At 38.2% G+C, this 21,647-nt stretch carries 24 protein-coding genes and 3 pseudogenes; 6 read left to right on the top strand and 21 right to left on the bottom strand.

The window, feature by feature from the left end; genetic code table 11:
• Positions 1-38 precede the first annotated feature (38 nt).
• From DYI00_RS04420 to hemH, 7 genes and pseudogenes are all read right to left on the bottom strand, one after another.
• Positions 39-1,307, bottom strand: a complete 1,269-nt coding sequence (locus DYI00_RS04420) for a glycosyltransferase family 10 domain-containing protein (RefSeq protein ID WP_115365292.1) — start codon at positions 1,305-1,307, stop codon at positions 39-41.
• 180 nt (positions 1,308-1,487) lie between these two features.
• Positions 1,488-2,111, bottom strand: coding sequence for a phosphoserine phosphatase SerB (gene serB, locus DYI00_RS04415; RefSeq protein ID WP_104709353.1), 624 nt, complete (start codon positions 2,109-2,111; stop codon positions 1,488-1,490).
• Positions 2,112-2,126: 15 nt separating this feature from the next.
• Positions 2,127-2,630: a ferritin gene (locus DYI00_RS04410; protein ID WP_011577426.1), complete on the bottom strand. Its 504-nt coding sequence runs from the start codon at positions 2,628-2,630 to the stop codon at positions 2,127-2,129.
• Between the two features lie 220 nt (positions 2,631-2,850).
• Positions 2,851-3,186, bottom strand: a pseudogene (locus DYI00_RS04405) (glycosyltransferase family 10 domain-containing protein); the annotation flags it as partial.
• 9 nt (positions 3,187-3,195) lie between these two features.
• Positions 3,196-6,006 (bottom strand): cytochrome c biogenesis protein CcsA, encoded by a 2,811-nt coding sequence (gene ccsA / locus DYI00_RS04400; RefSeq protein WP_104687424.1) that lies wholly within the window; start codon positions 6,004-6,006, stop codon positions 3,196-3,198.
• A gap of 9 nt (positions 6,007-6,015) precedes the next feature.
• The gene (locus tag DYI00_RS04395) at positions 6,016-6,690 is read right to left on the bottom strand and encodes a SoxW family protein (RefSeq protein WP_011577429.1); all 675 of its coding nucleotides are present in this window, start codon (positions 6,688-6,690) and stop codon (positions 6,016-6,018) included.
• A gap of 83 nt (positions 6,691-6,773) precedes the next feature.
• Entirely contained in the window at positions 6,774-7,790 is a 1,017-nt protein-coding gene (gene hemH / locus DYI00_RS04390) for a ferrochelatase (RefSeq protein WP_011577430.1), read from the bottom strand.
• Between the two features lie 65 nt (positions 7,791-7,855).
• Between hemH and DYI00_RS04385 the strand changes: the two genes are divergently transcribed.
• Both DYI00_RS04385 and DYI00_RS04380 read left to right on the top strand, forming a co-directional pair.
• A complete protein-coding gene (locus DYI00_RS04385) occupies positions 7,856-8,275 on the top strand; it encodes a hypothetical protein (RefSeq protein ID WP_011577431.1) in 420 nt (139 codons plus the stop codon).
• Entirely contained in the window at positions 8,276-8,956 is a 681-nt protein-coding gene (locus tag DYI00_RS04380; protein ID WP_011577432.1) for a 16S rRNA (uracil(1498)-N(3))-methyltransferase, read from the top strand.
• A gap of 117 nt (positions 8,957-9,073) precedes the next feature.
• Here the strand turns inward: DYI00_RS04380 and DYI00_RS04375 are convergent, their stop codons facing one another.
• The 3 genes from DYI00_RS04375 to dcd form a co-directional block, all read right to left on the bottom strand.
• Positions 9,074-9,631, bottom strand: a complete 558-nt coding sequence (locus DYI00_RS04375; protein WP_011577433.1) for a hypothetical protein — start codon at positions 9,629-9,631, stop codon at positions 9,074-9,076.
• Entirely contained in the window at positions 9,631-10,593 is a 963-nt protein-coding gene (locus DYI00_RS04370; RefSeq protein ID WP_011577434.1) for a type II restriction endonuclease, read from the bottom strand. The genes DYI00_RS04375 and DYI00_RS04370 overlap by 1 nt, the downstream gene beginning before the upstream one ends.
• 79 nt (positions 10,594-10,672) lie before the next feature.
• Positions 10,673-11,239, bottom strand: a complete 567-nt coding sequence (gene dcd, locus DYI00_RS04365) for a dCTP deaminase (protein WP_000523107.1) — start codon at positions 11,237-11,239, stop codon at positions 10,673-10,675.
• Between the two features lie 123 nt (positions 11,240-11,362).
• Between dcd and accB the strand changes: the two genes are divergently transcribed.
• From accB to DYI00_RS04345, 4 genes are read left to right on the top strand one after another with little or no spacing between them, the layout of a single operon-like run.
• Positions 11,363-11,836: an acetyl-CoA carboxylase biotin carboxyl carrier protein gene (accB, locus tag DYI00_RS04360; protein WP_011577436.1), complete on the top strand. Its 474-nt coding sequence runs from the start codon at positions 11,363-11,365 to the stop codon at positions 11,834-11,836.
• A 5-nt stretch (positions 11,837-11,841) separates the two neighbouring features.
• Positions 11,842-13,209: an acetyl-CoA carboxylase biotin carboxylase subunit gene (locus tag DYI00_RS04355; protein WP_011577437.1), complete on the top strand. Its 1,368-nt coding sequence runs from the start codon at positions 11,842-11,844 to the stop codon at positions 13,207-13,209.
• Between the two features lie 21 nt (positions 13,210-13,230).
• Entirely contained in the window at positions 13,231-13,656 is a 426-nt protein-coding gene (locus DYI00_RS04350) for a hypothetical protein (protein WP_104709330.1), read from the top strand.
• Complete coding sequence (locus DYI00_RS04345) at positions 13,638-14,171, top strand: FkbM family methyltransferase (protein WP_104709329.1); 534 nt, start codon at positions 13,638-13,640, stop codon at positions 14,169-14,171. Before DYI00_RS04350 ends, DYI00_RS04345 begins: the two co-directional genes overlap by 19 nt.
• Positions 14,172-14,610: 439 nt before the next feature.
• Here DYI00_RS04345 and DYI00_RS09035 read toward each other — a convergent pair whose 3' ends face one another.
• From DYI00_RS09035 to murJ, 11 genes and pseudogenes are all read right to left on the bottom strand, one after another.
• A complete protein-coding gene (locus DYI00_RS09035; RefSeq protein WP_011577441.1) occupies positions 14,611-14,829 on the bottom strand; it encodes a hypothetical protein in 219 nt (72 codons plus the stop codon).
• Between the two features lie 86 nt (positions 14,830-14,915).
• Positions 14,916-15,050, bottom strand: a complete 135-nt coding sequence (locus DYI00_RS09030; RefSeq protein WP_011577442.1) for a hypothetical protein — start codon at positions 15,048-15,050, stop codon at positions 14,916-14,918.
• A gap of 24 nt (positions 15,051-15,074) precedes the next feature.
• A pseudogene (locus DYI00_RS09025) lies at positions 15,075-15,515 on the bottom strand (hypothetical protein).
• Between the two features lie 63 nt (positions 15,516-15,578).
• Positions 15,579-15,794, bottom strand: a complete 216-nt coding sequence (locus DYI00_RS09020; protein ID WP_496559737.1) for a hypothetical protein — start codon at positions 15,792-15,794, stop codon at positions 15,579-15,581.
• A 107-nt stretch (positions 15,795-15,901) separates the two neighbouring features.
• Positions 15,902-16,222 (bottom strand): vacuolating cyotoxin family protein, encoded by a 321-nt coding sequence (locus DYI00_RS09015; protein ID WP_256594185.1) that lies wholly within the window; start codon positions 16,220-16,222, stop codon positions 15,902-15,904.
• Positions 16,223-16,238: 16 nt separating this feature from the next.
• Positions 16,239-16,790, bottom strand: coding sequence for a vacuolating cyotoxin family protein (locus DYI00_RS09010; RefSeq protein ID WP_256594183.1), 552 nt, complete (start codon positions 16,788-16,790; stop codon positions 16,239-16,241).
• Positions 16,791-16,972: 182 nt separating this feature from the next.
• A pseudogene (locus DYI00_RS09005) lies at positions 16,973-17,899 on the bottom strand (vacuolating cyotoxin family protein).
• A complete protein-coding gene (locus tag DYI00_RS09000) occupies positions 17,874-18,164 on the bottom strand; it encodes a vacuolating cyotoxin family protein (protein WP_011577452.1) in 291 nt (96 codons plus the stop codon). The pseudogene DYI00_RS09005 and the gene DYI00_RS09000 overlap by 26 nt, the downstream one beginning before the upstream one ends.
• 66 nt (positions 18,165-18,230) lie before the next feature.
• Complete coding sequence (locus DYI00_RS08995; protein ID WP_011577453.1) at positions 18,231-18,425, bottom strand: vacuolating cyotoxin family protein; 195 nt, start codon at positions 18,423-18,425, stop codon at positions 18,231-18,233.
• A gap of 361 nt (positions 18,426-18,786) precedes the next feature.
• Positions 18,787-20,184, bottom strand: a complete 1,398-nt coding sequence (cysS, locus tag DYI00_RS04335) for a cysteine--tRNA ligase (protein WP_011578109.1) — start codon at positions 20,182-20,184, stop codon at positions 18,787-18,789.
• Positions 20,185-21,645 (bottom strand): murein biosynthesis integral membrane protein MurJ, encoded by a 1,461-nt coding sequence (gene murJ / locus DYI00_RS04330; protein ID WP_104687617.1) that lies wholly within the window; start codon positions 21,643-21,645, stop codon positions 20,185-20,187.
• Positions 21,646-21,647: the final 2 nt, after the last annotated feature.

Raw genomic sequence — 21,647 nt, 5'->3', positions numbered from 1 at the left:
TTAATAACTGATGTTATAAAATAAATTATAAAATAAATTTACTTTTTAACTAACTTTCTTGCCATGCACAGTAAGGGTAAGGTTTTTTGGTAGATTTTGTGATAGATTTTAAAAGAGGTGGTTTGAGACAATTCCAATAAAGGTAAGGCGCTCTTGAAGAGATGGTCATAGTCTGTTTTCAAACCATCATAATTATCCTTTAGCAGCAATAAATCCGCTCTCAAATTATCAATTGACACTAATGGCTCATGCAAATCGCGATCAAAAACAAAAGGGTTATTGTGGTAAATCGTGTCATTTTCTAAAATCGTTTTAAAAAAATCTAAGATTTTTTTAAAACTCAAATCTTGGTAAAAACAAGCTTTCCCATCAATCACATTTAAAGGGTTTTCATAAAGCATGTCTAAATACGCGTTTTCGTGGGTGTGCAAGTATCTTATATAATCAATCGCTCCATCAAAATCTTTAAAATCATGCACATTCACAAAACTTTTAGGGTTAAAGTCTTGCGCCACGCTAGGACTCCCCCAATAAATAGGGATAGTGTGGCTAAAATAAGCGTCAATGATTTTTTCAGTCACATAGCCATAGCCTTGAGCGTTTTCAAAACAGAGATTAAACTTGTGTTGGCTTAAAAACTCGCTCTTGTTTGTGACATTATAGCCTAGAGTGTTTTTCACTGCTCCTCCCCCAGTAACTGGCTCAACAGAATTTAAAGCCTCACAGAAAGCGTTCCTTATAGGGGCGTTAGCGTTACTCGCTACAAAACTTGCAAACCCTCTTTTAAAAGGGTCACTCTCGCCTTTCACTACAGAGCATAAATGAGGGTGGTATTCTTTAAAACGATGGGTAGGCTTTTTTAAAGCATAAAGGCTATCAGATTTAAGAGTGTAGGGTGCAGTGGTGTCATTCACGCTTTGAGCCTTATCATGCAAACGGGCATAATACAAAGGCATCCTTAAATAACGCTCTTTAAAATCCAATCCATCAAAGCCTATGGCGTAATCAAAGAGGTTGAAATTGGGCGCTTCATTTTCGCCGGTGTAAAACACTCGTTTAGTGTTTTGATACGATAGGATTTTTCTAGCTTGTCCAAGGGGGTTACTAAAAACTAGGTCTGCAGGTTTGTTGGGGTTTTCATGAAGGGCGATTTTATAACGCCAACTTAAGATAAAATAAAGAACGCTCGCTTCAAATCCTTTAGTGCCTCCCCACCAATTCGCTATGGCTATATTTAAGGGGGGCTTGTGGTCTGATGCATCTGAATAAGCGCTGTCTGTATAAGCGTCTAGTAGGGGTTGGAACATTTGTATGCTTGTGTATCCTTGTATTATAAAAGCTTTATTTTAATGAAATATGGCTTAAAACAACTTTATCTTTAATTTTTAAAAACAAATTGTGGTTATTTGATTTTAAATTTTTTTTAAGAAACTATCGCTTGACTGAAATCAAGCCCTTTACTATTGTAAAAAATGCTTTTAACCTTTTCAAATCAAAGGCTTGATTAGCGCTAAATCAGGCTCATTGATGCAATGCGTGGCGTGTTGTTTTAAGATTTCTTTAGCGTTGAAAGCGATTTTTATGCGGGCATGTTGGAACATGCTCAAGTCATTCGCCCCATCGCCCACGACTAAAGTGCGATCTTTACTGATATTTAGTAAGCGTTGTAAAGCGAGCAACATTCCGCCTTTAGAGTGCGAAAACATCATATGCCCAGTTACTGAGCCGTTTAAGGCGTCATTTTCCACGATGAGCGTGTTGCTAAAAGCCGCATCTAAATTTAATAAATCCCTATAATAATTCGTCGCTAGATCAAAACCCCCACTAAAGCAAACCACTTTGTAGTTTTTCTCTTTTAAAGCGCTAATGAGCTCAAGCGCCCCTTCAGATAAAGGCAGACTTTCACAAACTTCTTTGGCCAGTTTTAAAGGCATGTTTTTGAGTTTGGAGACCCTTAAAATAAGACTCTTGTGAAAATCTGTCTCGCCATTCATGGCTTTCAAAGTGATTGTATTCACTTCATCAAAAACCCCCCACGCCCTCGCTAAAGACTCAATCGTCTCAGCATTGATAAGCGTGGAGTCAAAATCAAAAACGGCTAGTTTTTGCACCCAATGACCCTAAAATTAAGATTTCCTGCCTTTAGCGATCCCTTTGATATACTGATCAGCCAAATACAAGCCGTGGTTTTCATTACCAATCAACTCAATTTTATCCAAAATATCCTTGAAAAGCACTTCTTCGTCATGCTGTTCAGCCACATACCATTGCAAGAAATTGAAAGTCGCATAATCGTTGCTTTTTAAAGCGTGATCCACGATGTTAGCGATAGACTTGCTGATGTCTTGCTCATGCTTGTAAGCTTTTTGGAAAATTTGAGTCAAGCTTTCAAACTTATGCTCAGGCGCGCTGATGCTGTTGAAATGTGCAGGCACATTGTTTTCGTTCAAGAAGACAATAAGCTTTTTAGCATGCTCGTATTCTTCAGCCGCATGGTCAAACAAGAAAAGCCCTGCACCATCTAAGCTATGGGTATAGCACCAAGAACTCATGCTCATATACAAGTTAGAAGAGTTCATTTCTTTATTAACTTGTTCGTTCAATAATTTAATGGTATCGTGTGATAACATAAAATCTCCTTTGTGTTGAATTAAATTTGTCTCATAATTATAGCATAAATGATAATAAAAAAGTAAACGAGTGCATGAAAATTTTCAAAATTCAGTAAAAATGAGAAAAATACAAGCCAATGGCTCAATAAGGCTTGGATTTTATCACAAAATGTAATCACAAAATGTATATGATTAAGAATTAGTTTTAACTAAAAAAGGAGGTTTGAATTTTAATTTTTTCCTCAAAGCCTATGGCGTAATCAAAGAGGTTGAAGTTGGGTGCTTCATTTTCGCCGGTGTAATACACTCGTTTAGTGTTTTGATAAGACAGGATTTTTCTAGCTTGTCTAAGGGGGTTACTAAAAACTAGGTCTGCAGGCTTTTTAGGGTTTCGGTGATAAGTGATTTCGTAATATTGGCTTAAAATAAAATGCAAGATGAAACGCCTAAACCCTTTGGTTTCTTTTTTGCCTAAAGACCACCCATTCGCTATGGCTATATTTAAGGGGGGCTTGTGGTCTGATGCATCTGAATAAGTGCTGTCTGTATAAGCGTCTAGTAGGGGTTGGAACACTTTTATCCTTTAAACTAATTTAGGCAAACTCAAATGGCGTTTGAAATACGCTAAAACTACGAGCACAAAAGGTATCGCTACCAAAAAATACAAGAAAGTAGGGATCGGCAAGGGATCGCCTGCGGCATAGCTGTGCAAACCAGAAAGGTAGTAATTCACGCCAAAATAAGTCATTAAAACCGAATAAAACCCCAGCACGCTGCTGCTCGCTAAAATAAAGGGCCAATTTTTAGAGCCTAAAAAACGCAAATGCAAGATCAAAGCATAGACACAAATAGAAATCAACGCCCAGGTTTCTTTAGGATCCCACCCCCAATAACGCCCCCAAGATTCATTCGCCCACACCCCACCTAAGAAATTCCCAGCTGTGAGCATGAATAAGCCTAAAATCATGCTCATTTCATTGATAGCGCTAATGGAAAGAATGGTTTTGTCTAAATTGAAACGCCCTTGTTTGCGTAAAATAAACAAAACCAAGCTTAAAATCCCTAGCACAAAACACAAGCCCAAAAAACCATAACTAGCGGTAATGACAGAGACATGGATATTGAGCCAATAGGATTTTAACACCGGCACTAAATGGCCAATTTGAGGGTCCATAAAGCCTAAATGAGCCACAAAGAGTGCAATACCGGCTAGAAAGCTGGAAGCGGATAAGGCGAGTTTGGAGCGTAAAATAAACCCTGCAACAATAGAAGCCCATGCGATATAGAGCATGGATTCATAAGCGTTACTCCAAGGCGAATGCCCGCTCACATACCAACGCAAAAATAACCCCATAGAATGAGCGAGCGCGCAGAGTAAGATGGCGGTATAAAGGATTCTAGTGATCCAAATATTAGGGGGGGTGTTTTTAATAAGAGAGCTGATCACAACGATAAAAAGCAATAGCCCAAGAAAAATATAAGGTAAGGTTAGGCTGTTAAAAAAATTCGTGTGGTTTAAGAAAATTTCAGAATCAACTTTAGAAGGGGACAAATAGAGATTTTTAGCATGCTCTTGCTGATAGATGCTTAAATCTTGTAGGGTTTTTTCTACTTTATCCCATCGATTGGTTCTTAAAGCGTCATCAAACCCACTAAAAATATTTTTTAAAAAATCCGTTGCCACGCTTGAAATTTCTTTATTAGGGCTATTGATCGCTTCAATGGGCGAGAGCCAAGCACTAGTTTTATCGCTAGGGAAAATGCGTAAAAATTGAGCGCTAAAAAGCGTATAAACTAAATTGATACGCTCATCCACTTTTAAGACATCTTTATCTAGCTCATTGCGCTCATTAGGGGATTTTTGATTGACTTCTTCAACTAGATTTTTCAATTTATACCCACGGCTATCAAACACATCTCTAAAAGCGATACGGCTTTCATCTAAAGGCGTGCCAATAAGCTTTCTTAAGGCTTTAGTGGAAGTGTAAATCATTTTAATACTGCGCCAATCATCAGGAAAAAACATGATCCCTAAAAGCGCTTGCATGGCGTTTAGCCCTTGAAAATCATCTTTTCTTAAAATCTTATGGATATATTCAATGCTAATGGTATCAAGGGGTTTGATACGCCCATCAAAATCCTGAACTTGAAGCCTTTGAAAGGTTTTCAAATGGTCTTTGGAATACTCTCTTAAATGTTTCAAACGCTCTAAAATAGCGTTTTTAGAATCTTCTTTGTTAGCGGAGTTTTCTACATCTTGGCGCTCTATTTTAGGGCTTTTGCCCCCATGCGTATCAATTTTAGCCTCATCAGCGAACGAATGAGTTAAAGGGCTTATTAAAATGAAAGCGAGTAAGAAACTAGCCATTTGTTGGGATTTTAAAAAGCGTGAAAGCTTTAAAAAACGCCCATTTTTATCCAAAAGCAACCACAAAGCCCCTAAAATAAGTATCGCATACCCTAAATAAGTGGGGATTTTGCCTGGGTCTTTATTGACAGAAAGGATCGTGCCTTTTTCATCCATATCATAGGAAGATTGGAAAAAGCGATAGCCTTCATAATCTAAGACATGGTTCATAAAAATCCTATAAGGTTTGATTAAGGTGTTATCCAGTTTTAACACTTCCACTTCTGAAGCGTAAGATGAAGGGCTCATAGAGCCAGCGTAGCGCTCTAATTCAAAACGCTTCAATTTGATTTGGAAAGGCAATTCAATATAAGCCGATCCAAAACTTAAAGAAAGCTTGTCGTCTTTAAACATTTCGCTCTCTTCTATGCCTTCATTTCTGTTGGTTTTAATAAGGTTGAATTTGTGGCTCACGCCATTATAAGTCGCTTTTAGCACTAAAATAGTGGCGTCATCTTTTTTAATGGCGTTTTGTTTGTAAATCTCTAATGGTTCTAAAATTAAAGGCTTGTGATCTAAAGTGGCATGAATAGGTCTTAATCGTTTGGGATGATAAAAGGTTAAAGGAGTTTTTAAAGAAAGTTTAGTCGTGTCATTCAAACTGATGTTAAGGTAAGTGTCCGTGCTTTCAAAAGAGCTTTGAACACTATTTTCTCGCACATGCATAAGGCCTTCCACGCCAAAAAAACGCGTGATCGCTGCCCCTAAAATGATTAAAATCAACGAGCTATGGAAAAAAAGGCTCGCATACCTTTTGCGCTCCAAAGCTTTAGACTTAATGAAAGTGCCTATTAAAACCACCAACAAATACGCATGCAAGAAATTAAACCAAGGGGTGTTATACACAATAGCCTTACTCGCGCTTGTGCCGTAGTCGTTTTCTATAAAAGTGGCTATCGCGCATGCCAAAGCGTAAAGGATAATTAAAGGGATAGCGACCCAAAAAGAAGCTAGCAAAAGAGAAAGCAAGCTTTTGAGACTTTTCATTAGCATTTCCTAGCTAGACTTGTTTTTAGAAAGATCGGTTTTGTATTTGATGTAAGCTTTTAATTGCTTGATGAAATCCTTATCGCTTGCTGCTTTTTGGTATTCTCCATTGCCAATAAATTCCAACACGGCTAAAAATTGTGTAGAAGGCATGTAACCGGGCAATTCATAGATGGTTTTACCGGTTTTGTCAGATAAAACAATGCTAGGGGTGGATTGGACGGCATAAATTTGCGCCAATTCTTCTGTGGACATTTTGATTTCTTTTTCATCATTTTTATCTTTATCGCCGACTTTAAAATTATGCATTTTAGGGTAGCTGATATTGATATAGTAAGCGCTAAAATGATCCTTAACATAATCATGCAATTCCTTGACATTCTTGAGATCTTTTTTAAGCCTTTCACAATAGGAGCAACCATTACGCCCAAAAACTAAAAGCATGTATTTATCATTGGGGCTAATGAACTTGGTGTCTGAGAAAATATCCTCTAAACCGGCGTAACTCTTTTTGTCTATATTGTCTCGCTCATCGTCTAATTCTTTAGAGCTTTGAGAGCCTGAACTTAAAAGATTTTCGTCTAATTTGTCCTTATTGTTGGACTTGCAAGCGCTTAAAACTAATGAAATAAGCAGTAAAACGCTTAAAAATTTTTTGGAAAAAAAATAAGAAAATGAAAACATAAAATAACCTTTTTTGCAATAACTTTTTTGTCATAATTTGAAACTCAATATCTTACTACAATAATCGCTTTTTTATGCAAGTTTCACTCATCTTTAAGATTTTTCACTAATTCAATGATGAACTTTGCAAACTCTATGGAGTCGTTTAAACACGGACAAACTAAATATTCTTTAATCGCTAGGCGTGCTGCCATTAAGCGGTATTGTATCTCTAACTCATAGAGCGTTTCAGAATTGTCAATCGTAAAAGCCAAAGGGTAGATGATAATGTTAGATTTGCGGTGCTTTTCTATCAATCCTTCAGTGCTTGGCTCTAACCATTTCATGGGTCCTAGCTTGGATTGGTAAGAGAGTAAAACCTGTTTAAAATGGATATTTTTTTGTCGCATCAAATCTTTTAACAAATCCACATGGTGTTCGCATTCTTGCTGGTAAGTATCGCCTGCGTCAATAATGCTTTTAGGTAAGCCATGGACTGAAAAGATTAAGACAAAATCTTGGCTTTTGTGGTTGTTTAGGGTGCTTAAAATCGTGTTTAAAATGATTTCATTAAGTTTTTCGCTCGCATAAAAGCGCTCTATCACTCGCACTTTAGGGCGGAAAGTTTCTAAAGATTTTAGGGCGTTAAAAGCGTCATTGAAACTAGAAAGGGTGGTGGTGCTAGAATATTGAGGATACATAGAAAAAAACACTAGGCTTTCTACCTCTTTTAAAGCTAAATCTTGCAACACCATGGACGCATAAGGGGGGGTATAACGCATCGCATAAGTGTAAAAACGAGAAGGATCTAATTCATTCAAACGCTCCGTAAGGGCGAATGTGATAGGCGTTAAAGGGGATTTGCCTCCTAATTTTTCATAGATCTTTTTGGATTTTTCTATGCGGCTATTGACAATCATTTTACCCACCATTTTACGCATGAAATTATTTTTAATGGTAAGGATAAAGGGGTCATCAAACATGTTTTTTAAAAACACCCCCACTTCATAAAGGCTGTTAGGCCCTCCCATATTCAAAAGAATGACCGTTTCTTTAGGGGATTTTGTGGCGTTATTTCCTAGGTTGTTTGGGCTGTTAAGGTTTTCTTGGGCTAAATTCATTGTTGCATGATAGAATAAAAGGCTTAATCAAACATAAATCACTAAAAGGAAATTTATACTTAAAGATGAGTTTGCAAGCGCTAAACACACAAGATTCTGTAATGGCTCAACCCTTACTTATCCATGCCTTTTTTGCCGCCTTGCTCGCCCTAGCTTTTATCATCAATCTTTACACCCTTTTTAGAGAGAAGAATTTGATCCAATTAAACCGAAAAATCTATCTTGTCATGCCTGCGATTTATATCCTTTTAAGCATCGCTTTTTTGAGCGGGATTTTTGTTTGGGCGATGCAACAATTCGCTTTTTCTTTTAAGGTGATTGTCATGCTTTTGGGGTCATTGTCGGTGCTTATAGCAGAAATCAAACGCCATAAAAGCGCGAAATTCGCCATCACTAAAAAAGAACGGATGGAAGCTTATATTAAAAAAGCTAAAATCCTGTATTTTTTAGAAACGATTCTTATCATTGTGTTAATGGTAGTTTGAATGCGTTTTGTCTATCACCCTTTAGCCAAAGAGCCTACTTTAAAAATAGAGGGCGAAAGTTATACGCATTTATACCGTTCAAGGCGCATAAAAAGTGCGAGTGGTTTGGATTTAAGAAACTTAAAAGACAGCTTTTTATACACCTATGAGCATGTGGAAATTACCAAAAAACATGCCCTTTTAAGGTTAGTGGGTCAAAAAGAATTAGAGATCATGGCTAGCAAAAAAACGCATTTGATTTTAAGCGTGATTGAAGTTAAAAGCATTGAAAAAATATTGCCCTTTCTCAACCAATTAGGCGTGAATAAGTTAAGTTTATTTTATGCGGATTTTAGCCAGCGTAATGAAAAAATAGACAGCGCTAAATTAGAGCGGTTTCAAAAGATTTTGATCAATTCTTGTGAGCAATGCGGCCGTGGTGCTTTAATGGAATTGGAAGTGTTTTCAAACACTAAAGAAATGCTAAAAGCCTACCCTAAAGCGTGCGTTTTGGATTTTAATGGCAAAATGTTACAAACAAATTTTAGTGCTGAAAAGGGCGTTATCATAGGGCCTGAAGGGGGCTTTAGCAAACAAGAAAAAGGGCAATTTAAAGAGCGTGAAATTTATCGCATCCCATTAGATATGGTGCTAAAATCTGAGAGTGCATGCGTGTTTGTAGCGAGCATAACACAAGTTTAGGGGGATTATTATAGTGATGGATATAGAAAAGGATTAATCTTTGTATTTCTCATAAAAATTAATATTAGAGACAAGCAAACTCTATTCCTAAAAACATTATAATTTAATTAATCTTATCTAAAAATATTTATCTAACTCTAAAATTCCTTCTAACTCTTTGATGAGATTTACAATTTCTTTCAATTCTTTAAGATTGAGAGTGAGCTTATAATTGACTTGATTATCAGGATTCATTGGTACCAATTGCTTTTTAAATTCATTTTGTTTCATAAAGTATTTTCTTTCTTTATGAATGTAATTGATTTCATCTTTTTTAAAAACTCTATAAAGTAATTTGTCCTCGCACACTCCTAAGCAAATCAAAAAATGATAATTGTATCGTGGGTTTATGCCATTGAATTGAAAAGTGTTGTTAGTTCTACCTTTTCGTGCTGTTTTAACTTCAAAGGACGCACCGCTTTTTGTCATAATATCGTATTCATCATGGATGATGCCATCATTAATCACTTCATCTATAGCGTTAAGCACGCTTTTTAAAAATTCTTCGCCAATCTGCCCTATAGCGTTGGCTTCAAAATCTCTAATTTTTGAAAAAATAGCGTTGTAATCTTGCCCTAAATTCAATTCTTTATGTTTTTTTTCAATAATTTTTAAAAAAGTTTGTTCTAAGTCCATCAATTACCCTTTAAGCTATCAAAATGATCATGGAGGGCTTGAAAAATATGGCTTTTTCCTAAATGATAGCAAGAATTAGTCGCTAAACTTGCGTATTTTGTCCAATCAATTTCTTGGAATAGTTTTTTTAATTTAGTGTTTAAAACCTTGTCAGCACTAGTAAATACCACAGCAATACCAGATTTATACTTAACTTCCTCAAAGTTCTCTACAATTTGTGTGCTTTTATAAAAAGTTGATGAAATGTAAAAGGATGCTTTTTGATTAAAAATCCACTCTTTACCGCATTCTCTGTTTTTAGCCAATGAAACCGTGAAAACTTTGATATATTCGCTAAAGGGTTCTTTATAGCGATTCTTATACCAAGAAAATTCACTTTTTTTATTTTGATATTTTTTGCTCCAAATTTGAAACACACAATGCACATCCACTTCTTTATTTTTAAAATCTATAAATGCATTTTTTTCTAAGCGTTCGCTATGAAGCAGATTTAAACCTTTCACACGATACTTAATAGAGCCTTTTCCTTGACTTTCAAAAAACATGGGCAAGATAAAACACACAAAATCACAATTTCTAGCATGGTTGATAAATTCTAATGCCATAACCCCACGGTGCCCAAAAGGAGGGTTACCCAAGCAAATCACTTTTTGATGTGTGGGCAATTCATAATTTAAAAAATCGCATTGAATAAATCCATCTCTTTTAGGTTCAATATCTATACCAATGCGTCTATTTTTAGGGAACAAGTCATAAAACACCCCATCGCCTGCACTCGGCTCTAGAAAAATAAAGCCATCTAGCTTTTCGTATTTTTTAATAACTTCACAAGCTTTTTGAAAGCATTTTAAAGCCACGCTAGGTTTAGTGAAATATTGATCTAGAACATTGCTAGAATTTTCTTTCATTTCATTGCCATTGACATAGCGTTTAGGGGTAATTTCTTTAAACAAGGTTTGCATGAAAAAATTTTACTATAAAACGACAAAACCTAATGCTGATTTTTTCTTGTATTTGAATCTTTTAAACTCTACTTTTTCCTTACTTCAGAATCTTAGGTAAAGTGATACCCACTTGCCCTTGATACTTACCGCCTCTGTCTTTATAACTTTGCTCGCACACTTCATCGCCTTGTAAAAACACCACTTGCGCAATCCCTTCATTCGCATAGACTTTAGCGGGTAAATTGGTGGTGTTAGAAATTTCAATAGTGATATAGCCTTCAAATTCTGGCTCAAAAGGCGTGACATTCACAATAATCCCACACCTAGCGTAAGTGCTTTTCCCTAAACAAATCGCTAAAGTGTCTTTAGGCATTTTAAAATACTCTATCGTATGGGCTAGGGCGAACGCATTAGCCGGTAAGATAAAATAACCCTCTTTACTCGCATCAATTTTAGTCGCATTATTAGGATCAAAGTTTTTAGGGTCAATTAAAGCGTTTTTATTATCAAAGAGCATGAACTCACTCCCCACTCTAATATCATACCCATAACTGCTCAAACCATAGCTAATCACATTCTTACCGACTTGTTTTTCGCAAAAGGGACTAATCATACCATGCTCCAAACTCATTTTTTTAATCCAAGAATCCGCTTTCAATCCCATATGCATAAAGCCTTTAAAGTTTGTTAATAATTATGTTATTATAACAATAATTTTTTGCTAAAAACGCTTATAGCTATAAGATTATGTGTTTGTGGCGTATTTTAAAATAAGGAATAGATTGTTATGAACCTTTCTGAAATTGAAGAGCTGATCAAAGAATTTAAGGCTTCTGATTTGGGGCATTTGAAATTAAAGCACGAGCATTTTGAGTTGGTTTTGGATAGAGAATCCGCTTACGCGAAACATAAAAACGCGTTGAGTCCTACTCATTCTCCAGCCCCCATTATGGTAGAAGCGAGTATGCCTAGTGCTCAAGCCCCTGTGCCTATGGTATGCACCCCCATTATTGATAAAAAAGAAGATTTTGTGCTTTCGCCCATGGTAGGCACTTTTTATCATGCACCCTCCCCTGGGGCTGAGCCTTATGTCAAAGTAGGCGATACGCTCAAAAAAGGGCAGGTTGTGGGCATTGTAGAAGCGATGAAAATCATGAATGAAATTGAAGTGGAATACCCTTGCAAGGTCGTTTCTATTGAAGTGGGAGACGCTCAACCGGTAGAATACGGCACGAAACTCATCAAAGTGGAAAAGCTTTAAAATCCATGGCTAAAGAAAATAAAAAGGTGGAAAAAAAAGAGCTTTCGCGCATTTTGATCGCTAATAGGGGCGAGATCGCTTTAAGGGCGATCCAAACCATTCAAGAAATGGGGAAAGAATCCATAGCGATTTATTCAATTGCTGATAAGGACGCCCACTATCTCAATACAGCTAACGCTAAAGTGTGTATAGGGGGGGCAAAATCCAGCGAAAGTTATTTGAATATCCCAGCCATTATTAGCACGGCGGAGTTGTTTGAAGCGGATGCGATTTTCCCTGGGTATGGGTTTTTGAGTGAAAACCAGAATTTTGTAGAGATTTGCTCGCACCATTCTTTGGAATTTATTGGCCCAAGCGCAAAAGTGATGGCTTTAATGAGCGATAAATCTAAAGCCAAAAGCGTGATGAAAGAAGCCGGCATGCCTGTGATTGAGGGCAGTGATGGGTTGCTTAAAAGCTATCAAGAAGCAGAAGAAATTGCTGATAAAATCGGCTATCCTGTCATCATTAAAGCGGCTGCTGGTGGGGGTGGGAGAGGCATGCGTGTCGTAGAAGATAAATCCAAGTTAAAAAACCTCTATTTAGCTGCAGAAACGGAAGCTTTGAGCGCGTTTGGTGATGGGAGCGTGTATTTAGAAAAATTCATCAACAAGCCCAAACACATTGAAGTCCAAATTTTAGCCGATAAGCATGGCAATGTCATTCATGTGGGTGAAAGGGATTGCTCCGTGCAAAGACGCCAGCAAAAGCTCATTGAAGAAACCCCAGCGGTGGTTTTAGAAGAAAGTGTTCGTAAGCGTTTGTTAGAGACAGCGATTAAGGCTACTAAACACATCGGCTATGTGGGGGCTGGGACTTTTGAATTTTTGCTTGATTCTAACATGAAAGATTTTTATTTCATGGAGATGAACACTCGTTTGCAAGTGGAACACACTATTAGCGAAATGGTGAGTGGGTTAAACCTCATTGAATGGATGATAAGAATCGCTCAAGGTGAAGAATTACCCAAGCAAGAAAGCTTTTCTCTTAAAGGGCATGCGATAGAATGCCGCATCACTGCAGAAGATCCTAAAAAATTCTACCCAAGTCCGGGTAAAATCACTGAATGGATCGCTCCTGGTGGGGTGAATGTGCGCCTTGATTCGCACGCGCATGCCAATTATGTCGTGCCTACGCACTATGATTCCATGATAGGCAAGCTCATTGTGTGGGGTGAAAACAGAGAAAGGGCGATCGCTAAAATGAAAAGAGCTTTGAAAGAATTTAAAGTAGAGGGCATTAAAACGACCATTCCTTTCCATATTGAAATGCTTGAAAATGCACATTTCAGGCAAGCAAAAATCCACACGAAGTATTTAGAAGAAAATTTTTAAACTTAATTGCAAGGAGATTTAATGAAGCAAATGATTAAAAAAGTTCTTAAAGGTTTGTTACCCACTAGGGTTTTAAACGCATATCGTCATGTTGAAAACTTGGGAGCGATTAAAGATCAAGTTAATTTGATAGCCAATCAAGTCAATTCTATCCTTTGGCGAGCAGAAAGGGTCATGACCATCAATGAATTGTTTATTGAAACCCCTAAAGAAAAGATAGAAAGTTTTATTAAAAGCTTGCATCCCATTAAGACAGAGCATGAGTTAGTGCGTTTAGGGGCAAAACATGATGGAGGTTATTTGGTGCCTAAGGATTTTAAGGGGATTAAAGCGCTCTTTTCTCCAGGTGTGGGTCACACAAGTGCGTTTGAAGAAGATTTTTATCGTCAATGCAGGCTTGCAAACTCTAATGATATATATATATATATATGGCAGACAAATCGGTAAATGAACCGATATTAAATATCCCTAAAGAAAACTACTCCTTTATTAAAAAATTCATCGGTTGTTCTAATGATGAAGATTTTATTACTCTAGACACTTGGGTGGATAATTCTCAAGTGGGCGAAGGGGATTTGGTGTTGCAAATGGATATTGAGGGGGGCGAGTATCTTTCCCTTATCAATGCGAGCGATGGATTATTAAATCGTTTTAGAATTATTGCTTTAGAAATCCATTGGTTAAAATATTTATGGGATAAAAGCTATTTTGAAATGGTTCAAAGCGCTTTAAATAAAATTTTAAAAACGCATTATTGCGTGCATTTGCACCCCAATAATTGCACTAGTGCTTTTACCTATAAAGATTTGAATATTGTTGAAGTGCTAGAATGCACTTTTATTAGAAAGGATAGGGTAAACAATATTTTGGGCTATTGCACTGATTTTCCGCACCCATTAGACACGGATAATGTGGTTGAAAATCCTACACTAGTTTTACCTAGAAATTGGTATGGAGGCTAAAGCCTTTCCATATTGAAATGCTTGAAAATGCACATTTCAGGCAAGCAAACATCCACACGAAGTATTTGGTATTGTCTCTTAAAGCTCAAACCAACCCAATCTCTCATCAAGGAGCTTTACCCCCTTACCCAAACAACTCCCTTTATCAATCCAATAACCTTGATAAAAGGATAGTTGGTAGCAAATAACTTGCATCCAATTTTAAGCAATTCTAACTATAAAATTGAGCGCGTTAATGTTTGATAAGAATAGAGTTTTGTGTTGAGCGATCAAGCGCGTTAAGGGTTTGGCTCAATCAATCCAACTTTGCAAGATAAAGAGAAAAAATATCTTTCAAATTGCTAAAGAGATTAAGACTTTATTGATTTCGTTTTAATATCCCCCATAAACCCATGCCAAGCATGGGTTAGAGAAGCGATCAGAAACTATATCCCATTCCTCAACTGGAAGCGAAACGGCTCGCATTGGAAATCAAGTTGTCCAAATCAATGAAGCCCCAATTCAAAAACACTTCTTTAGCCAAATCCAATTCCCCACCCATCATCACTCTGGCATGCGTGTTTAAAGGGTTGCGAGCGGCATTTGCTTTGAAGGCGTTCAAAGACACAGCGTGGTTGGATTCAAAGTTGGCAAACTCTTGTAAAACTCCAGCATGCAAACAGAAGCATGAAGTGTCTCGGCAATAATAGCGGGCTTGTAGGTTGCCGTCAGCGTTGGATAAATGCTGACCGCTTGCACCATCGCTTAAAGCCGCTTTTGGGCGCTATTGCTTTCAAAGTTGGTTGAACCTAAATGATTATGAATCACTCCCACGCTTGGTTTTAGCGCTAAGGCGTTTTTGAAAAACCCAAAGCCATAACCATAGCTGGCGTTAGCCATAGCGCCACAAAGCGCCTTTGCAATTCAAGCTTGATTGATCGCTTTCCACAGCCCAGCTTGAAAGTCAAATTTTTGTTGGTCAGCCAAGATACGGTTATACACGCCAAAATGAGCGTTATTGCCATCAGAGTTAAGAGGGCTAGCGCGGTTACTGAAGGCGCTATAACCATCGCTTCCAAACCCGTCAACAAGAGCTTCCACTTCCCCGTTAATGCAAGTATCCACCCCTGCGCTTGTGCCCTATAATGAAGTGTTGCCACCACTATTCAAACTCGCTCCCTTGATAGCATTAGCCCAAAGATTTTTAAGTTTTTCATGGTTAGGAGCGAACTTATACAACACTTCTGCCGCGCTTTCTGTGGGGCTAAATTTTTGGTCTTTTAAAGCTTGCAAGCGTTTAGCGAATGAGCCAATATTGTTGGTGCGCTTCCTGGAGAGATTGGCTAAACGAGAATTCAAAACCATCGCATTGCTCAAACTCAAAGTTTGCAAACCACTTGTTTTGCGATCCAAACGGGCTATGCTGTTTCAAGTGTCAGTTGCCGCATCCAATTGCTTGGTGGTTTCGCTGGCACTTGTGTTATCAATCATTTCTCTGGCATAGCCTAATATCATGATGATCAACCAATAAGGTTTGCAAGAGATTCCTGCCTTGCGTGCCTGAATGGGCATAAAGCGCGTCAATATCTTTGGAGCGGTTAGCCAATTCAAACGCGCTCTCAAGGGTGCCAAAATGAGGCTCATGGATGTGGACTAAATTAGGAGTGGCGCTTTAGAAGAGGCGCTTGCGTTTGACCAAAGGAGCGTTTTTTATGAGAGCGTAGGAAACGCGCCTGTCTGTTGTTTGTGGGTCAATTTGCAGCATTGTTGTCATGCCCACTAGGCATAGAATTGTTACCCAAACGAACAGAGGTTTTAGCGTTGTTGGCTGTTTGACTAATGCCTGTATTTTTCCATGCCTTACCTTCAAGATACTTGTAATGGTTAGGGTTACTGTTCATGTCATGATTACCGATAGCCATTCCGCATGCTTTAATACCGTTGGTGTTGCCTTTTTGCGCCACACAAATACCCATACGGGTATTGTTGTTATAAAGGGCTAGGCGCTCTTTGAATTGCTCTTGCAGATTAGCATTGCTTGCAAAAACAGCATCATAACTAACGCCTTGCACTCCCGCTCAATGATCATCAATGTTTCGCGCTCCCACCAAAAACATGCTCTGTGCTTTTAGTGAGGTTTTGAGCGTTATTGATCTTAATGAGCGGTTTGTAAAATCCGGTTGTGTTGTCTGTCATGTTATTAAACAGCATGCTTGCTTGATGGCTTGCATTCAAGGTTGCTGCACGCCAGTTTTGAACAAAAAGATCCATCACGCCTTGATTGTTAATAAAATGCCCCTGAAGGGTTAAATCCAAATCTTTACCATAATCCATGCTTGCATGATGACCCAAGGTTAGGTTATTAAGCCCTATCTTGCCTGCAAGGTTTCCTAGGGCTCCAAAAAGAATTTTCTTGGTGGTTTCAACACCGGTAGTGTTTCTGGCGTCAAAATAATTCCAAGGAGCATGGCACATCCCATCTATAACGGGTTTTTTACCGCTTTTAAATTTAACCCCTCTAGCATAGAGCGGGCTATATCCCGTTTCTAAACGCACGGTAGTAATGCGCGATTTATCGCCTATATCCCCGCTAAATGGAGAGCATTTTCCCGCACTCATACCATGGGTTGTAACAACCAATTCCTTAATACTGAAGTTTTCAATGGCAGCATGAGTGGAAGCTGTGCTTGTTGGTATTGGCCATGCCTAATAACGTTCCTAAAATCCAAAGTGGTAGCGTTGATGCCATTACCACCCTTATTGGCATCAATATCTTTAAAACTAGCGGTATTGGCACCCCCTTTAAAATGCGTAAATTTTCCTCAATACGCATCACCATTAAAATTAACTGCATGCACACCCGCTTTTAAATCCACCGCTTTTCCCAAACGGGTATCGTTATTAAAAGCGGCTGCACCCTTTTGGGTATCCACACCAACTTTAAATTCAAAATTCGCGCTTGAACCTGGCAAAGCACCACCCACTTCTTTATTCACCCTTAATGCCCCATTAACGGTGGTATTCCCGGTTAGATTTCCCGCTAAAAGAGCGCGCCCACTCGTTGAATTGGATAGATGGATAGCGCCTTCGCCGACATTCAAATGAGCCGCACTGGCGCTAACAAAAGCTTTATGCCCTCCCGCTTTAATCGTCCCATCAGCGTCAGTGTTTCAGTGGAAAATATTCACGACCGTGCCCCTAGCGCCAGCAAAAGTCCCGTCAATGACTTTCATGGGTTCAACTTCTACTTTTTGCACGCTATTGGGCGGGTTAATGGCTTGAGCGCCATTCATGGTTTTGGCTATTCGTTTGGCTGCTATTTTGTTGGGTATTGTCAGCGTTATTTTGAGAAGTGGTCTTTTTATAGCCACCTTCTGGAGAAGCAATAAGGTTTAATCCTATGCTTTGTCACAAATCCAGCGCGCAATGTCAGTCTTTTCATTAGCAGCAATGCCTGCTTGAGCGGCGTTGTGATCACCCACAACGAGATGGCACCAATTCACATCCCCTTGCACCTTTGAAGTGTTTATCGGGCGCTAGAACAAATGCGAAATATTGTAGTGGGTATTTAAAATGCCAAGATGCTTCACCATGCTCCATGAAGGGGCTAAATACGCTCCCGCATATTGCAAACGGCCCATCCACACCTTACCCAATAAATTCACAGCGCGCGCTCCTTGCAAATTAAGGGTAGTGCCATCATAAAGAGAAATTTCAGCGTTTTCAGCGCTTGCAATCCCTTCTTGCACTTTGTAAAGTTAAAATCGCAGAGCTGGCTTTTCTCCTAGCCCCAGAACCCATGCGGTTATGGATCTCTAAAAAATTACCGATTATGACATTTTTAGCGTTGGAATTCACCCTTGTGGCGCGATTGGCAGCCTCTTTAAAGTTTGTGGAAGAGCTGCCATTGGATTGGCCCAAGCGCCAAGCGGCTTTTTGCATATTGGCATCTAAATCCCCACCGGTATAGTTTCTGAGCCCTGAAAGGTTATAAGCCCCTACGGCGTTTTTCATACCCGCTTCAAACTGATTGCGCTGCTAGCCTTTGACCCAATCATGCCTAGCAGCATTCCCCCAATCCTAACCTCTTTGAATGTTGCTAGACAATAGGGATTTGTATAAGCCGTATTGCTTGTTAGGGGAAGAATCAAAGCCTCTCCCTGCTTGAATGCGCCAAATTTTATTGGTTTGTTTGAGCGCCCCACCAAGAATCCCTCCGGCTGTTCTTGAAGCGACACCTGCGATCATACCACTAAGGATGGCTAGAATAATCACGCCTGATAAAAGGGCGCGATTTTCAACATGGATGGGAGCGGGTTGTATTTAGTGCTAATTAATGCTCCCGCTCAAGCGAGAGGAACCATAGGGCGCTTTATTTTGCGGTGTTTATGGTGTGTTTGTTGTGGTTCCATTTTCTTTCCTTTCTTCTTGTAAAACGATTATTGACACCAATTGCGCGGCTTTAAACTCGGCAATTTCTATTGCATCTATGCAAGTGGAGAGTATAGATATTGCAATCTATAACCATGAGTTAAATTTTATTAAATTAAAGTAAATGTGATATAAACTTATAAGGCTAAAACGCAAAGTTATTGAAAATTTTTGCTAGAGTGTGTCAATTATAAAATTTATAAGCTTAAAAAAGCTTCTCCCATGTGGTGCCTTGTGGGGTGTCCATTAAAGCGATTTTGTGGTTTAAAAGCTCTTCTCTAATGCTATCGGCTTTAATAAAATCCTTTTGTTCTTTGGCGCGTTTCCTTTCTTCTATCTTTTTTTCAATTTCTTGTTTTTCGCTTTCCTTCACGCCTAATTGAAAATATTCAGTAGGGTTTTTAAAACCAATGCCAAGCAATTCTTCTACGAATTTCAAATTCGCTAAAATTTCACCTTTCAAAGCCTTGTTTTTAGGATTCTGATCAAGTTTTTCATTCATAGAAGAAAGCATGCTTTCTAAAACGCTCAACGCTTTAGAAATGTTTAAATCATCTTGCATGCACTCTAAAATTTCTTTTTTAAAGTTTAAATCAATGTTTCCAAGAGATCCCAAAACACGCTGTTTTAGGCGATAGATTTTATCCAAGCGTTTTTTACTCACCAGTAGATCTTCTTCGTTAAAATTCAAAACAGAGCGATAATGCACCCCCAATAAATAATTACGCAAAATTTCGCCATCATAGTTTTTGAGTGCATCTTTAACAAAAAAGCTATTGCCTAAACTTTTAGACATTTTTTCATTATTGATATTCACAAAACCATTGTGCATCCAATATTTAGCGATCTCCACTCCAAAGGCGCAACGGGTTTGGCACGCTTCATTTTCATGGTGGGGGAATAATAGATCCACTCCGCCTGCATGAATATCAATTTGATAAGGGGTGTTAGCGAGCGCTAAAGTTTTAAAAACCATGCTAGAGCATTCTATATGCCAGCCAGGGCGCCCCTTGCCTAAAGGGCTATCAAAACCCACATCATTATCCCCCTTATAGCTTTTCCACAGTACAAAATCCTGTTCAAGCCGTTTTTCTTGCACTAAACCAATACGACCAAATTCAATACTACTATTATGCACGCTCAAAGAGCCGTAATCTTTATCCTTGCTCGTGTCTAAATAAATATCCCCATTAGAGACTTTATAAGCGATATTTTTTTCTAAAAGCGTTTCAATCATGCTAACCATAGCGTCTAAATACTCGCTCGCTTTAGGCTCTAGGCTAGGTTTTTTCACATTCAAAGCGTTTAAATCCCTCGTGTAAGATTCAATATAAATGCTGCTTAATTCTTGAATGCTTTTATTTTCTTTGAAGGCTTTATTGATAATCTTGTCATCAATATCCGTGAAATTCCTAACTAACACCACTTCATAGCCGCTCAATTCAAGCGTGCGTCTTAATAAATCAAAAGCGATCGCACTCCTAGCATGCCCTAAATGAGCGTCATCATACACCGTAGGCCCGCACACATAAATATTCGCCTTTTTTGGGGCTAAAGGCTCAAAAGGGACTTTTTGTTTTAATTTGGTATCATAAATCAACATTTAAAAACCTTGAAAATAATAAAATAAATATAAACGCGTTATTAACGACTTGAACACTAAGAGCAATAAGATTTCTGCACAAGCGAGAAAAAGAATTACAAGCCATAACTTTAAAGGTTTAATTATACCCAAGAATGATTGAAAGCCAAACGCTTTGATTGTTAAAACAAATAAAAATAACCCGCTCAAACTATTCGCTAACGCCAAACCTAAAACCCCTAAAAAGGGCATTAAACTTAAAGAAGCCACTAAACCTAAAAAAAGCGAAATTAAAGAGATTTTAGCCGCTTTTTTTTGTTCTAATTTCGCATAGAGCCATAAAGAAAAGAGTTTGGTTAGCCCAAAAGGGAGCAAGCCTAAAAGATAGAGCGAAAAGACTTGCGAAGTGATTAAAGTGTCTTTAGGGCTAAATTGCCCCCTTTCAAATAAAAGCTCTGTGATTTCTTTGCTTAACATAATCCCCCCAATGCTGCAAAATAGCAAAACCCCTACCAAAAAAAACCACGCCTTTTGCAAGCGTTGTAAGATTAAATCCTGATTGTTGTTTTTAAGTGCGATTGCAATGCTAGGGAAAAGGGCTGTGGATATAGCAATAGCAAATAAAGCCAAAGGGAGTTGGAACACCCTATTAGCGTAATACAAATAAGACACGCTCCCACTCGCTAAAAAAGAGGCGATCGTGGTGTCTAAAAAAGAAGCGATTTGTGCACTGGAATTGCCTAAAACGCTGGGGAAAAATTGTTTGAAAAACCCTTTCAAATCCTTTTTAACTTGATTGAAACGATATTCTTTTTTGAGTGCGTTTTTAGTTTTAAAGCTTAACAACCCTTTTGATAACAGATTGAATAAACCTAATCTCATTAAAGGATAAAAATGCAATAAAATTTGAGCCACGCCCCCTAAAAGCACGCCATAACTCAAATAATACAACGCTTCTAAGTGCGGTTTTTCTTTAGAAATAAAAAGGGCTAAAATCATGCACAAATTGAGTAAGCTTGTACTATAAGCGCTAGCAAAAAAGCTGTGTTTGTATTGTAAAAGCGTGCCTAAAAAAGTGGTGATAAACACCAATAAAAGATACCAAAAATTGATCGCTACAATAGGGGCACATAGTTTGAGCGTCTCTTCATCAAAGCCATAAGCGAGAAGTTTGGTTAGCCATAAGGGATTTAATGCCACTAATAAGCACCACACCAATAAAACATTGCAAAAAATAAGCCCCATTAAACTCGCAAAACTCCCTTTAACAGAGCTCCGTATAAAACTCGGTAAAAAGCTTTGCGAAAACGAGCCTTCCGCAAAAATACGCCTGAATAGATTGGGCAATTTGAAAGCCACAAAGAAAATATCGCTAAACACCCCAGCTCCTAGAATATTAGCCATCATCAAATCCCGTAAAAAGCCAAAAATCCTAGAGCATAAAATCCCTAAACTATTTGTTAAAAATATTTTTTTTAGCATAC

The organism is Helicobacter acinonychis (assembly GCF_900461455.1).
Lineage (GTDB): Bacteria > Campylobacterota > Campylobacteria > Campylobacterales > Helicobacteraceae > Helicobacter > Helicobacter acinonychis.
The sequence above is the reverse complement of the archived record's forward strand: the minus strand, read 5'-3'. Positions and strand labels throughout refer to the sequence as shown.

What these genes read in the sequence shown, in the direction of transcription:
- DYI00_RS04420 (WP_115365292.1), bottom strand. Translation starts at nt 1,307, where the DNA reads ATGTTCCAACCCCTACTAGACGCTTATACAGACAGCGCTTATTCAGAT.
- DYI00_RS04410 (WP_011577426.1), bottom strand. Translation starts at nt 2,630, where the DNA reads ATGTTATCACACGATACCATTAAATTATTGAACGAACAAGTTAATAAA.
- ccsA (WP_104687424.1), bottom strand. Translation starts at nt 6,006, where the DNA reads ATGAAAAGTCTCAAAAGCTTGCTTTCTCTTTTGCTAGCTTCTTTTTGG.
- DYI00_RS04395 (WP_011577429.1), bottom strand. Translation starts at nt 6,690, where the DNA reads ATGTTTTCATTTTCTTATTTTTTTTCCAAAAAATTTTTAAGCGTTTTA.
- hemH (WP_011577430.1), bottom strand. Translation starts at nt 7,790, where the DNA reads ATGAATTTAGCCCAAGAAAACCTTAACAGCCCAAACAACCTAGGAAAT.
- DYI00_RS04385 (WP_011577431.1), top strand. Translation starts at nt 7,856, where the DNA reads ATGAGTTTGCAAGCGCTAAACACACAAGATTCTGTAATGGCTCAACCC.
- DYI00_RS04380 (WP_011577432.1), top strand. Translation starts at nt 8,276, where the DNA reads ATGCGTTTTGTCTATCACCCTTTAGCCAAAGAGCCTACTTTAAAAATA.
- DYI00_RS04375 (WP_011577433.1), bottom strand. Translation starts at nt 9,631, where the DNA reads ATGGACTTAGAACAAACTTTTTTAAAAATTATTGAAAAAAAACATAAA.
- DYI00_RS04370 (WP_011577434.1), bottom strand. Translation starts at nt 10,593, where the DNA reads ATGCAAACCTTGTTTAAAGAAATTACCCCTAAACGCTATGTCAATGGC.
- dcd (WP_000523107.1), bottom strand. Translation starts at nt 11,239, where the DNA reads ATGGGATTGAAAGCGGATTCTTGGATTAAAAAAATGAGTTTGGAGCAT.
- accB (WP_011577436.1), top strand. Translation starts at nt 11,363, where the DNA reads ATGAACCTTTCTGAAATTGAAGAGCTGATCAAAGAATTTAAGGCTTCT.
- DYI00_RS04355 (WP_011577437.1), top strand. Translation starts at nt 11,842, where the DNA reads ATGGCTAAAGAAAATAAAAAGGTGGAAAAAAAAGAGCTTTCGCGCATT.
- DYI00_RS04350 (WP_104709330.1), top strand. Translation starts at nt 13,231, where the DNA reads ATGAAGCAAATGATTAAAAAAGTTCTTAAAGGTTTGTTACCCACTAGG.
- DYI00_RS04345 (WP_104709329.1), top strand. Translation starts at nt 13,638, where the DNA reads ATGGCAGACAAATCGGTAAATGAACCGATATTAAATATCCCTAAAGAA.
- DYI00_RS09030 (WP_011577442.1), bottom strand. Translation starts at nt 15,050, where the DNA reads ATGGCTAACGCCAGCTATGGTTATGGCTTTGGGTTTTTCAAAAACGCC.
- DYI00_RS09020 (WP_496559737.1), bottom strand. Translation starts at nt 15,794, where the DNA reads ATGAGCCTCATTTTGGCACCCTTGAGAGCGCGTTTGAATTGGCTAACC.
- DYI00_RS09000 (WP_011577452.1), bottom strand. Translation starts at nt 18,164, where the DNA reads ATGAAAAACGCCGTAGGGGCTTATAACCTTTCAGGGCTCAGAAACTAT.
- cysS (WP_011578109.1), bottom strand. Translation starts at nt 20,184, where the DNA reads ATGTTGATTTATGATACCAAATTAAAACAAAAAGTCCCTTTTGAGCCT.
- murJ (WP_104687617.1), bottom strand. Translation starts at nt 21,645, where the DNA reads ATGCTAAAAAAAATATTTTTAACAAATAGTTTAGGGATTTTATGCTCT.